Below are 12,346 nucleotides of genomic sequence, written 5' to 3' on the forward strand. Positions count from 1 at the left end.
CCTTCGGTGATGGGTCTCCTGCCCTGTTAGTCACCGCGCCGGGGCCAACGGTTCGCCAGGTTCGCGCCCCGTCCGGTCTACTGTGCAGAGAAGCGCCGGCCGGGGGTGATCACGGTGACGGCTCCACAGCGGATCGGGCCCTACGCCGTCGAGCGGCTGCTCGGCGTCGGTTCGTTCGCGACGGTCTGGCTCGGCCACGACGAGGTGCTCGACGCGTACGTGGCGATCAAGGTGCTGGCCGAGAACTGGAGCCACGACCTACGGGTGCGGGAACGCTTCCTCGACGAGGCCAGGTTGCTGCGCCGGCTGGATCACCAGCGGCTGATCCGGGTGCACAGCGTCGGCGAGTTGCCCGACGGCCGACCGTACGCGGTCCTGGCCTGGGCGGACGGGGGCAGCCTGCGGGACCGGCTGGTCGCCGACGAGATCCCCACGCCGACGGCGCTGCGGCTGCTCGGCGAGGTCTGCGCCGGGGTGGCCGTGCTGCACCGCCACGGCGTCGTGCACCGCGACCTCACCCCCGGCAACATCCTGTTCCGCTCCGCCGACCCCGGCGGCGTGGAACAGGTGCTGATCGCCGACCTCGGCCTGGCCAAGGCGCTCGCCGCGGCCTCCGGGCTGACCGCCCGAGCCGGCACCCCGGGCTACATGGCCCCCGAGCAGGACGATCCCGGCGCGGTGGTGGACACCCGCGCCGACGTGTACGGGCTCGGCCGACTCGGCATCCGACTGCTGGCCGCCGACCCGCCGGCCGGGAACCCGACCAGGCCCGATCCGCCTCGGCGCGCCCCGCAGATCCGACTGCGGGACGACGTGCCGCCGGCGGTCGGCGCGGTGCTGCTGCGGGCCACCGCCCACCGTCCGGCTGACCGCTACCCCGACGCCGCGACCCTGCACGCCGCGTTGACCCGCGCCAGCGGCCCGGCTGCGGCGACCGTCCCCCCGCGGCAGCCGTCACCCCGGCCGCGGGTCGGCCGTCGGCTGCGACTGGCCGGGGCCGCGGTCGTGGTCGTCGCCGCGGTGGGTGCGATGGGCGCCGAGCCGGGTGACACCCGGTCGGCTCGGCCGGTCGACGGCACGTACACGGCCGGGCCGTTGACCGTGGTGTTGCCACCCGGCTGGTCCGCCACGGGCACCACCTGGGCCGGTCAGTACGACGCCGACGGCGAACCCGAACCGGCCCTGGTGATGTCGCCGCAACCCCGCCGGTGGGCCGCCGACCCCCGACTGCCCGGCGCGTTCGTCGGCCTCTCCGCCGCCACGGCGGCGCGGACCACGCCGGCCGGGTTCCTGGCTGAGCGGACGCACGGCGACTGCACCCCCGCGCCGGCCCGCACCATCCGGCAGGCGGGCGTCGATTGGACGGTGGTGGCGTACCGCTGCGACCGGGGTCGGCCGAGGATCGTCGAATCGGCCGCTCTGCACCCCGACCGGCCCGCCCTGGTGTACGTGCAGATCGCCCCGCCAGCCGACAGCCCACCCGCCTTCGTGGACACCCTGCTCGCCGGCGTACGCCTGCGGTAGGCGCGGACGCCCGCGCTCCAGCGGACCAGCGCGGACCACCGCGCGCTAGCGGACCACCACGGTGATGGTGTGCTCCCGGCCCTCCTTGGGGATGGTCACGGCGACGGTGCCGGTGCGGACGAAGCGGATGTCCACCACGCCCGCCTCGTACTGCTGGGCGACCAGATCCGGACGGTCCACGGTGACGAGCCCTGGCCCGATGCCCTGGATACGCAGGACCGCGCCGGTGCCGAAGCAGAGCGATGTCAGCAGCTCGATCTCGGTCTCGGCGAGCGGCAGGTCGTAGCGGACCGCGCCCTGGCAGGCCGGCGTCGCGTCGGTCGGCGGGGGAGTCGTTCGGGGCGTACCCCGGGTTCTGGTGGGTGCGGGCGGTGCGGCGGCGGACGGGCGCGCGCCGCTCGGCGGCGGTCGGGACGGCGACCCGGCGGGTGGGGGGATCGGGGAGGTCGCGGAGGGGGCCGGCGTCGACCGGGTCGGGTCGGGCGGTTGCACCGGCAGCGGCGAGACGGCGTCGGCGCCGCAGGCGGCGACCCCCACGGTGGCCGCGAGGACGACGACGACCCGGCGCAACGACGTCGGGCTCATTCGGCGGCGAGCCGTTGCCGGACCTGCCGTCGGGCCAGGTGCAGCCGGGACTTCACCGTGCCCACCGGTACGTCGAGCAGGGCGGCGATCTCGGGGTAGCTCAGCCCGAGGACGTCGCGCAGGGCCACCACCTCGGCGAGGTCGGGGTGCACCGCGTCGAAGGCGTCGAGCAGGTCGAGGCGGGTGCCCGCGACCACGCTCGTGCGACGCGGGTCGGCCTGGTCGGGCACCGGCACCCCCTCGGCCTCCAGCCGGCAGCGGCGGCGCAGCGTCCGGTACGTGGAGCGGGCCCGGTTGGCGGTCAACCGGTGCAGCCAGGTGCGGAACGAGGAGCGCCCCTCGAACCGACCGATGCCCTGGGCGAGCGCCAGCAGCGTGTCCTGGCAGGCCTCCTCGGCGTCCTCCCGGTTGGGCAGGAACCGGGCGCACAGCCGCAGCACCTGCGGGCGGACCGCGACCAGCAGGGCATCCAGCGCCGCCGGGTCGCCGCGCGCGGCGGACCGGGCCAGCGCGTCGATGTCGTCCGCGTCGGGCATGCCGGATGTCCAATGCTCGCCGGTGCGGATCGAGCGTACGGCCGGCGACGGCGGCGCGGACCCCTTCGGTCCGGGACCCGACGCGCTACTCGAAGCGGGACACGTCTCCGGCGCCCCGGCGCAGGATCTCCGGCTCGGGCCCGGACAGGTCGATCACGCTCGTCGGCTCCATGCCGCAGTCACCGGCGTCGAGCACCGCGTCGAGCTGGTGGTCGAGCCGTTCCTTGATCTCCCAGCCCTGCGTCATCGGCTCCTCGTCGCCGGGCAGGACCAGCGTGCTGGACACCAGTGGTTCGGCCAGTTCGGCCAGCAGCGCCTGGGTGACGGTGTGCCGGGGCACCCGTACGCCGACGGTGCGCTTCTTCGGGTGCAGCATCCGGCGGGGCACCTCCCGGGTGGCCGGCAGGATGAAGGTGTAGCTGCCCGGGATGGACGCCTTCACCAGGCGGAAGACCGAGTTGCTGATCTGGACGAACTGACCGAGCTGGGCGAAGTCGTGGCAGACCAGCGTGAAGTGGTGTCGATCATCGAGGTGCCGGATCTGCCGGATCCGGTCCAGCCCGTCCTGGTTGCCCAGCTGGATGCCGAGCGCGTAGCAGGAGTCGGTCGGGTAGGCGACCAGCCCACCACCGCGGATCAGGTCGGCGACCTGGCCGATGACCCGGGGCTGGGGGTTCTCCGGGTGCACGTCGTAGTACCTCGCCATGCTCCGAGACTAGTCGTGGGGGAGACGAGGGCCACCCTCGGCGCGGACGGTGGAGCCGCCGAGATCACCTCGGTAGGGTAGGTGCCGGTCGGCTCCGACCAACAAGATCCACACCGCCGGGGGGCGCCACGCATGGCTGATTCGTTCGCGCATCTGCACGTGCACACCGAGTACTCGATGCTCGACGGAGCGGCCCGACTGAAGGACCTGTTCGCCGAGGCCAAGCGGCTGGGCATGCCCGCTGTGGCGATCACCGACCACGGCAACATGCACGGCGCGAACGACTTCTACAACCAGGCGATGGCCGCCGGGATCACCCCGATCCTGGGCGTCGAGGCGTACGTGGCGCCGGAGTCGCGCTATCACAAAGCACGGGTCAAGTGGGGTCGCCCGGAGCAGAAGAGCGACGACATCTCCGGTAACGGAGCGATCACCCACAAGACCATGTGGGCCAGGAACGCGCAGGGCCTGAAGAACCTCTTCACCCTCAACTCGCGCGCCTCGATGGAGGGGCACTACGTCAAGTGGCCCCGGATGGACATGGAGCTGATCGCCGAGCACGCCGAGGGGATCATGGCCACCACCGGCTGCCCGTCCGGCGCGGTGCAGACCCGGTTGCGGCTGGGCCAGTTCGACGAGGCGCTCAAGGTCGCCGCCAGCTACCAGGACATCTTCGGCAAGGACAACTACTTCCTGGAGATCATGGATCACGGTCTCTCCATCGAGAGCCGGGTCCGCGAGGGGCTCACCGAGATCGCCCGCAAGCTGGACATCCCGCCGGTGGTCACGAACGACTCCCACTACACCCACGAGGCGCAGGCCACCGCCCACGACGTGCTGCTCTGCGTGCAGACCGGCAGCAACATCGACGACCCCAACCGGTTCCGGTTCGAGGGTGGCGGCTACTTCATCAAGAGCGCCGACCAGATGCGCGCGGTGGACTCGTCCGAGCTGTGGCAGGAGGGCTGCCGCAACACCCTGCTGGTCGCCGAGAAGGTCGACCCGAAGGGCATGTTCGAGTTCCACAACCTGATGCCGCGCTTCCCGGTGCCCGAGGGGGAGACCGAGGAGTCCTGGTTCCGCAAGGAGACCTTCGCCGGCCTGGCCCGCCGCTACCCGAACGGCATCCCCGAGGGGCACGTCGTCCAGGCGGAGTACGAGCTGGGCGTGATCAACCAGATGGGCTTCCCGTCCTACTTCCTGGTGGTCGCCGACTTCATCCAGTGGGCGAAGAACCAGGGCATCGCGGTGGGCCCGGGCCGTGGTTCGGCCGCCGGGTCGCTCGTCGCGTACGCGCTGGGCATCACCGACCTCGACCCGATCCAGCACGGCCTGATCTTCGAGCGGTTCCTCAACCCCGAGCGGGTCTCGATGCCCGATGTCGACATCGACTTCGACGAGCGTCGGCGCGGCGAAGTGATCAAGTACGTCACCGACAAGTGGGGCGACGACAAGGTCGCGCAGATCGCCACCTTCGGCACGATCAAGGCGAAGGCCGCGATCAAGGACTCGGCCCGGGTCCTCGGTTTCCCGTACGCGGTCGGCGACCGGATCACCAAGGCGATGCCACCGGCGGTGATGGGTAAGGACATCCCGCTCACCGGCATCTTCGACAACAAGCACCCCCGCTACGCCGAGGCGGGCGAGATCCGCGGCCTGTACGACTCCGACCCCGACGTCCGCAAGGTGATCGACACCGCCAAGGGCATCGAGGGGCTGATCCGGCAGACCGGTGTGCACGCCGCCGGCGTCATCATGTCCGCCGAGCCGATCATCGAGCACATCCCGTTGATGCGCCGGGACGCCGACGGGGCGATCATCACGCAGTTCGACTACCCGACCTGCGAGTCGCTCGGGCTGCTGAAGATGGACTTCCTCGGCCTGCGCAACCTGACGATCATCGACGACGCGGTCAAGAACATCGAGCTGAACCACGGTGAGAAGCTCGACCTGCTGGCCCTGCCGCTGGACGACAAGGCCGCGTACGAGTTGCTGGCCCGCGGTGACACCCTGGGCGTGTTCCAGCTCGACGGTGGGCCGATGCGGTCACTGCTGCGGTTGATGAAGCCGGACAACTTCGAGGACATCTCGGCGGTCCTGGCCCTGTACCGGCCCGGCCCGATGGGCGTCGACTCGCACACCAACTACGCGCTGCGCAAGAACGGCCTCCAGGAGATCACGCCGATCCACCCGGAGTTGGAGGAGCCGCTGCGGGAGATCCTGGCGCCCACCCACGGCCTGATCGTCTACCAGGAGCAGGTGCAGCGCGCCGCGCAGATCCTCGCCGGCTACACCCTCGGTCAGGCGGACCTGCTGCGCCGGGCCATGGGTAAGAAGAAGAAGGAGATCCTCGACAAGGAGTTCATCCCGTTCCGGGACGGCTGCCGCGAACGCGGCTACTCCGATGAGGCGATCCAGGCGGTGTGGGACGTCCTGGTGCCGTTCGCCGGGTACGCCTTCAACAAGGCGCACTCCGCCGCGTACGGCCTGGTCTCCTACTGGACGGCGTACCTGAAGGCGCACTACCCCGCCGAGTACATGGCCGGGCTGCTCACGTCCGTCGGCGACGACAAGGACAAGATGGCGCTCTACCTGTCCGAGTGTCGCCGGATGCGCATCCAGGTGCTGCCACCGGACGTGAACACCTCGGCCGGGCCGTTCACCCCGGTCGGCAAGGACATCCGCTTCGGCCTGGCGGCCGTGCGCAACGTCGGGGCGAACGTGGTCGCGTCGATCATGCGCTGCCGGGAGGAGAAGGGCGACTACACCGACTTCTACGACTTCCTGTCCAAGGTGGACGCGGTGGTCTGCAACAAGAAGACGATCGAATCGCTGATCAAGGCGGGCGCGTTCGACTCGATGGATCACCCCCGCAAGGGCCTGCTCGCGGTGCACGCCGACGCGATCGACGCGTACGCCGACGTCAAGCGCAAGGAGGCCGTCGGCCAGTACGACCTGTTCGGCGCCGGCTTCGGTGACGCCGACACGGGCAGCACCACGGTGATGCCGACCATCGGCGACAGCGAGTGGGACAAGCGCGACAAGCTCGCCTTCGAACGGGAGATGCTCGGCCTGTACGTCTCCGACCACCCGCTGTTCGGCCTGGAGCACATTCTCAACGCGGCGGCTGACACCACCATCGCCTCCCTGGCCGAGGAGGGCGCGGTGCTTGACGGGGCGGTCGTCACCCTCGCCGGCATTCTCTCCGGGGTGCAGCGCCGGGTTACCAAGCAGGGCCGGGCCTGGGCGTCGGCCACCCTGGAGGACCTGGCCGGTGGGGTGGAGGCGCTGTTCTTCCCGAACACCTACGAGGTGATCGGGCAGTACATCGCCGAGGACGCCATCGTGGTGGTCAAGGGTCGGGTGGACCGCCGCGACGACACCCCACGGATCATGGCGATGGACATGTCCATGCCGGACGTCAGCACCAGCGCCACCAACAAGCCGGTCACCCTCACCATCCCGGTGCACCGGTGCACGCCACCGCTGGTCGAGCGACTCAAGGAAACCCTGGTGCTGCACCCGGGCGACACCGAGGTGCACGTCAAGCTGCTCAACGGCGGGCGCACCACCACCCTGCGGCTGGGTCCGTTCCGGGTGGCGGCGACGACCGCGCTGATGGGCGACCTCAAGAGCGTCCTCGGCCCGGCCAACGTGAGCTGACCCACCCCACCCACCCCCACCCCACCCACCCGCCCCGCCCGTCGATCAAGGAGTTATGGTGGGTGACAAAGCGCCCAGAAATGCGCTTAATGGGCACCACAACTCCATGATCGACGAGGGCTGGTGGGGTAAGGAGTGAGCGGCGTTGCGGTTAGGCCCGGTCGGGGGCGCTGATCTCGCGCAGCTGGCCGTCGGCCAACCGCAACCAGCGCTGCACGCCGATCTCGGCGAGGAACCGCTCGTCGTGGCTGACCACCACGAACGCCCCCTGGTACGCGGCGAGCGCGCTCTCCAACTGGCCGACGCTGACCAGGTCCAGGTTGTTGGTCGGCTCGTCGAGTAGCAGCAGTTGCGGTGCCGGTTCGGCGCAGAGCACACAGGCGAGGGTGGCGCGCAGCCGTTCACCGCCGGAGAGCACCCCGACCGGCAGGTTCACCCGGGCACCCCGGAACAGGAACCGGGCGAGCAGATTCATCCGCTTGGCGTCCGGCAGGTTCGGCGCGTACGCGGCGAAGTTCTCCGCCACCGTACGGTCGAGGTCCAGCAGGTCCAGCCGCTGCGACAGGTACGCGATCCGCCCGTCGGCCCGCCGGATCTCGCCGCCGGCCGGGTCCAGGTCGCCGTTGACCAGGCGCAGCAGGGTCGACTTGCCGACGCCGTTCGCCCCGGTCAACGCGATCCGTTCCGGCCCCCGGATCACCAGGTCCGCGCCGTCGCCGCCGAACAGGTCCCGGTCGTCGAAGCGGGCCCGCATCCCCTGACCGGAGAAGACCGTGCGTCCGCCCGGGACGCTGGTGTCCGGCAGGTCGACGGTGATCCGGTCCTCGTCGCGTACCGCCCGCCCCGCCTCGTCGAGTCGGGCCTTGGCCTGACCGAGCCGGGCGGAGTGCGTCTCCTGTGCCTTGCCCGCCGACTCCTGCGCGCTGCGCTTGAGACCGCCGGCCACGATCCGGGCCAGGCCGGCGTTCTTCAGGTTCTTCGAGGCGTTGCTGGCCCGCCGGTCGGCGCGTTCCCGGGCCTGCTGCATCTCCCGCTTCTCCCGCTTGACCTCCTGTTCGGCGTTGCGCAGGTTACTCTCGGCGACCTCCCGCGCCGCCTGCACCGCCTCGGTGTACGCGGTGAAGTTGCCCCCGTACCAGCGGATCTCGCCCCGGTCCAGTTCGGCGATGCGGTCCATCCGGTCCAGCAACTCCCGGTCGTGGCTGACCAGCAGCAGACACCCGGACCAGTCGCTGAGGACGTCGTAGAGCTTGTGCCGGGCGGCCAGGTCCAGGTTGTTGGTCGGCTCGTCGAGCAGCAGGACGTCCGGGCGGCGCAGCAGTTGTGCCGCCAGGCCGAGGGAGACCACCTGACCGCCGCTGAGGGTGTGCAGCCGGCGGTCGAGCGACAGCTCGTCGAGGCCGAGCCGGTCCAACTCGGAGCGGGTGCGTTCCTCGATGTCCCAGTCGTCGCCGATCGTGGCGAAGTGCTCCTCGCTGGCGTCGCCAGCCTCGATGGCGTGCAGCGCGGCGATCCGCTCGGCCACGCCCAGCACTTGCGCCACGCTCAGGTCACCGGCCAGTGGCAGCGTCTGCGGGAGGTAGCCGAGCAGTCCGTCGACGGTGACGCTGCCGCCGCTGGGCCGCAGCTCCCCGGCGATCAGCCGCAGGAGGGTGCTCTTGCCGGCGCCGTTGGGCGCGACCAGGCCGGTGCGACCGCCCGGGACGGTGAAGGACAACTCGGAGAAGACCGGGGTGTCGTCCGGCCAGGAGAAGGACAGGTTGGAGCAGACAATGAACGCATCAGACATGCGAATGACCTCAAAGGGTGGGCTGGGCGCGTTCGAGCGCGCCCGACGACAAACGGGACCGGTGGAACGACGTCATGGCCACCGCGGCTGCGCAAAGCGCGCCGAACCGATGGCCGAACACATCCGGTCTCACCCGGAGATGTCGTCGTCACCCGCCATGTCTGGTCTCCCTGGTCGTACCGCTGACCCAACGCCGCCCAGTCTAACAACGGATCTTCGATCCGCCACCGCAATAGCGCGCAGCGCGACCGACTGCCGCCGCGATCCCGGCCCACCCGGCCCACCCGGCCCACCCGGCCCACCCGGCCCACCGGGCCCACCGGGCCGTGATCCACTCCATTTCCTGCAATTCGGGGCATCCGAACGGCCCCGACACCGCGACTTCCTGAAAATCGAGGTGATCTGCGGCTGGATCGGCTGAGCGCGCCGCGCTACGGCGTGGTGTTCTTGTCGCAGGCGACGCCGATGCCGAGGTCGACGCGGTAGTCCCGGCCGCCCGACGTCACGGTGAGCGGTACGCACGCGGCTCGCGCGACCCAGGTGCCGCCGACGAAGGCCATCCACTGAGCCTGCTCATCCTCGGGCGGGCAGGCGTGCACGGTGGCGGTCGCCGCGGGCGTGCCGGTGCCGCCCCATCCGAGTCGGGCCTTGTCCTGCCAGCCGGGTGCCACCCGCAGATCGACGACTCTGCCGGCGCGGACGACGAGCCCCCATTTGGCGAACAGTCGCGCCGCCGGATCAGCCTCCCCGGAGCTTTCCACCGACATCACGGGGGCGTCGGGCACCGCCACGTCCTTTCCCACCAGGCGGTAGCCGGCCGGCGGCGCCGCGAGCGCATCGACCGCTGTCGTACACGGCGGCCCACCGGCGCTGGCGTTCGTGGACGGTGCCGCCCGGTTGGTGGGCGGCGTGGTGCGCTGGCGTGCGTCGCCGCTCGGCGTGCAGGCGGACAGGAGCACCGTCACGCACAGGAGTCCACACCCGAGCGAGGCCCACGCGCTGTGGCGCTCCGTGCAATTCGAATTCACTCGATATTCATAACACATTACCGATATACGCGTTGGTAACATTGCGGTGGGCGACAGCGCTCGCGCCGATAATGGAGTTATGTCTAAATGAACGATCGGTCAGCAGTCGATCTTGCATGTGACAAATCCAACTGTCGCTTTTCCACCGGTCGCAAGAATTGGGTACGTAAACTTCGCCAGGTACCTTCCTGGCGTGCCAGACGCCTCTCAACAGTTGATTGCCGATCGCTATCGGCTGGTCCGTCCCCTCGGCCAGGGCGGGATGGGCCGGGTGTGGCAGGCCCGCGACGAGATGCTCCAGCGGGACGTCGCCATCAAGGAGTTGGTGGCGCCGCCCGGCCTGCGCGACGACGAACGCCGGGAGATGCGCGAACGGTCCATGCGCGAGGCGCGGGCCGTCGCCCGACTGGGCCACCCCAACGTGGTACGCGTCTTCGACGTACTGCACGCCGGCGATGATCCCTGGATCGTGATGGAGCTCGTGCCGTCCCGGTCCCTGCAGCAGGTTCTCGAAGCCGAGGGGACGATGCCGGCCGACCGTGCCGCGCGGATCGGGCTGGGCATTCTGAGCGCGCTGCGAGCCGCGCACCGGGCCGGCGTGCTGCACCGGGACGTCAAGCCGGCCAATGTGCTGCTCGCCCACGACGGCCGGGTGGTGCTGACCGACTTCGGTCTGGCCACCCTCCCCGGCGACCCACGGATGACCCAGACCGGGATGGTGCTCGGCTCGCCGGCGTTCCTCGCGCCCGAGCGGGCCACCGACGGCGACGTGGGGCCGGCGGCGGACCTGTGGTCGCTGGGCGCCACCCTCTACGCGGCGGTCGAGGGACGCACCCCGTACCACCGGTCGTCTCCGCTCGCCACGCTGGCCGCCCTCGCCACCGAGCCGCCACCGCCGGCGCAACGAGCCGGCCGACTGACCCCACTCCTGCAAGGACTGCTGCGCCGGGAGCCGGGTCAGCGGATCACCGCCGAGGAGGCGGACCTGCTCCTGCGCCAGGCCGCCACCCCGGACGTGCCAGCCGTCGAGGTGAGCACCGCCGGCGGCCGCCCGGCCGCCCGGACCCCTGTCGCTGGCGACAAGCTCCGTCCGGCGATCGTGCCCGAGTTCGTCACCGCAGAGTCCGGCCCGCCCGCGTCGCCGGCTGCCCCGGCCGCGTCGACTGCCCCGGCCGCGTCGACTGCCCCGGCCGCGTCGGCGGCCCCGGCCGCGTCGGCGGCCCCGGCCGCGTCGGCGGCCCCCGCCGCGTCGGCGGCCCCCGCGGCGCCGGTTGTCCCCGCGTCGCCAGCTGTCCCCGCGTCCCCGGTTGTCCCCGTTGGGCCGGGGGCCAAGACGAGCCGCCCGGGTCGGGCTCGGCTGATCGGGTCGATCGGGGCCGCCGCGCTGCTCGTCGTCCTGCTGGTGACCGCGTCCCTGCTGAACGGCGGGCTGTTCGGCGGGTCGGGTGACGGTGAAGCGGCGGCGCCGGCGGTGAGCCAGTCGGTGCTCGCCGAGTCGCCGGTGTCCAGGACGTTGTCACCGCCGCCCGCAGGCTGGCGGTACTACCGCGACGATCCCCGCTTCCTCGTACCGGTGCCGGACGGCTGGCAGGCGCGACGCGACGGTGAGCGCGCCGAGTTCCGGGAGCCGGACGGCAGCCGCGTGCTCATCGTCGACGAACTCCGGTCCACCCCAGCGAACCTGGTCGCCGAGCTGCGGGAGTGGGAAGGGACCCGACGCGGGCGGTACACCGACTACCGGCAGGTTCGGCTCGACGCGGTGCGCTACCAACTGCGGGCCGCCGAGTGGGAGTGGACGTACACCGACCAGACCGGCACGCGGATGCGCACACTGAACCGTGCGTTCGTCGGCCACAACGGGCACGCGTACTCGATCGGCTGGACCACGTCCGCCGCCGAATGGTCCGCGAGCAAGCCGGTCTTCGCGCTGATTACGGACGGTTTCCAGGGCCTACCGGTGGTGGGTGCCCCGCCGTCCGGCCCCGCCAGCGCGCCGCCGTCGACGAGCGCGGGCCCCCCGTCGCCCGGAACGGGCAGCGGGACGACGACCGGTCCGGGGAATCCGACCCAACAGCCGGTCGCCCCGCCGCCTCCGACCCAGAGCAGCACCCCCGCCGGCAAGCAGATCTCCAGTTTCGCCAGCGACCGCTGCATCGACATCCCGGACGGCAACGCCGTCGCCGGCGCGCGGCTGCAGATCTGGGACTGCCGTCGGACCGCGAAGCAGCTGTGGACCTTCCCGGCGGACGGCACGGTCCGATCGATGGGCAAGTGCCTGGATGTCGCCGGCCACTCCACCCAGGACGGGGCCGCCGTCCAACTCGCCGACTGCTCCGGAGCGTCCTCGCAGAGGTTCACCCTCAACAAGGCGCACGACCTGGTGAACATCAAGGCGGACCGGTGCGTCGACGTGCTCGACGGGAACACGAACAACGGCACCCGGTTGCAGATCTGGCAGTGCACCGGCAACGCCAACCAGAAGTGGCGGGCAACGTGAGCGCTGACGGCGGGCGCT

General features: G+C 71.2%; 8 protein-coding genes. 3 read left to right on the top strand and 5 right to left on the bottom strand.

Annotated features, from left to right (window positions below):
• Positions 1 to 114: 114 nt before the first annotated feature.
• Positions 115 to 1,524 (top strand): serine/threonine-protein kinase, encoded by a 1,410-nt coding sequence (locus EV382_RS03905; RefSeq protein WP_130400274.1) that lies wholly within the window; start codon positions 115 to 117, stop codon positions 1,522 to 1,524.
• 45 nt (positions 1,525 to 1,569) lie between these two features.
• On the opposite strand, the gene EV382_RS03910 is transcribed toward EV382_RS03905, so the two are convergent.
• The 3 genes from EV382_RS03910 to EV382_RS03920 form a co-directional block, all read right to left on the bottom strand.
• Entirely contained in the window at positions 1,570 to 2,109 is a 540-nt protein-coding gene (locus EV382_RS03910) for a hypothetical protein (RefSeq protein ID WP_130400275.1), read from the bottom strand.
• Positions 2,106 to 2,645 (bottom strand): RNA polymerase sigma factor, encoded by a 540-nt coding sequence (locus tag EV382_RS03915; protein ID WP_130400276.1) that lies wholly within the window; start codon positions 2,643 to 2,645, stop codon positions 2,106 to 2,108. The genes EV382_RS03910 and EV382_RS03915 overlap by 4 nt, the downstream gene beginning before the upstream one ends.
• A gap of 85 nt (positions 2,646 to 2,730) precedes the next feature.
• On the bottom strand, positions 2,731 to 3,351 hold the full coding sequence (locus EV382_RS03920; protein ID WP_130400277.1) for an L-threonylcarbamoyladenylate synthase: 621 nt from the start codon (positions 3,349 to 3,351) through the stop codon (positions 2,731 to 2,733).
• Between the two features lie 132 nt (positions 3,352 to 3,483).
• On the opposite strand from EV382_RS03920, the gene dnaE reads away from it, so the two are divergent.
• Positions 3,484 to 7,014, top strand: a complete 3,531-nt coding sequence (dnaE, locus tag EV382_RS03925) for a DNA polymerase III subunit alpha (protein ID WP_130400278.1) — start codon at positions 3,484 to 3,486, stop codon at positions 7,012 to 7,014.
• A gap of 151 nt (positions 7,015 to 7,165) precedes the next feature.
• On the opposite strand, the gene abc-f is transcribed toward dnaE, so the two are convergent.
• Both abc-f and EV382_RS03940 read right to left on the bottom strand, forming a co-directional pair.
• Positions 7,166 to 8,803: a ribosomal protection-like ABC-F family protein gene (gene abc-f, locus EV382_RS03930; protein ID WP_130400279.1), complete on the bottom strand. Its 1,638-nt coding sequence runs from the start codon at positions 8,801 to 8,803 to the stop codon at positions 7,166 to 7,168.
• 431 nt (positions 8,804 to 9,234) lie between these two features.
• Positions 9,235 to 9,768, bottom strand: coding sequence for a hypothetical protein (locus EV382_RS03940; RefSeq protein ID WP_130400281.1), 534 nt, complete (start codon positions 9,766 to 9,768; stop codon positions 9,235 to 9,237).
• 256 nt (positions 9,769 to 10,024) lie between these two features.
• Between EV382_RS03940 and EV382_RS03945 the strand changes: the two genes are divergently transcribed.
• Positions 10,025 to 12,328 (top strand): protein kinase domain-containing protein, encoded by a 2,304-nt coding sequence (locus EV382_RS03945; protein WP_165435707.1) that lies wholly within the window; start codon positions 10,025 to 10,027, stop codon positions 12,326 to 12,328.
• The last annotated feature ends 18 nt before the right edge of the window (positions 12,329 to 12,346 follow it).

The organism is Micromonospora violae, assembly GCF_004217135.1.
Lineage (GTDB): Bacteria > Actinomycetota > Actinomycetes > Mycobacteriales > Micromonosporaceae > Micromonospora > Micromonospora violae.

Excerpts from the sequence above, each read along its gene's own strand:
- EV382_RS03910 (WP_130400275.1), bottom strand. The coding sequence starts at position 2,109 with ATGAGCCCGACGTCGTTGCGCCGGGTCGTCGTCGTCCTCGCGGCCACC.
- EV382_RS03915 (WP_130400276.1), bottom strand. The coding sequence starts at position 2,645 with ATGCCCGACGCGGACGACATCGACGCGCTGGCCCGGTCCGCCGCGCGC.
- EV382_RS03920 (WP_130400277.1), bottom strand. The coding sequence starts at position 3,351 with ATGGCGAGGTACTACGACGTGCACCCGGAGAACCCCCAGCCCCGGGTC.
- dnaE (WP_130400278.1), top strand. The coding sequence starts at position 3,484 with ATGGCTGATTCGTTCGCGCATCTGCACGTGCACACCGAGTACTCGATG.
- abc-f (WP_130400279.1), bottom strand. The coding sequence starts at position 8,803 with ATGTCTGATGCGTTCATTGTCTGCTCCAACCTGTCCTTCTCCTGGCCG.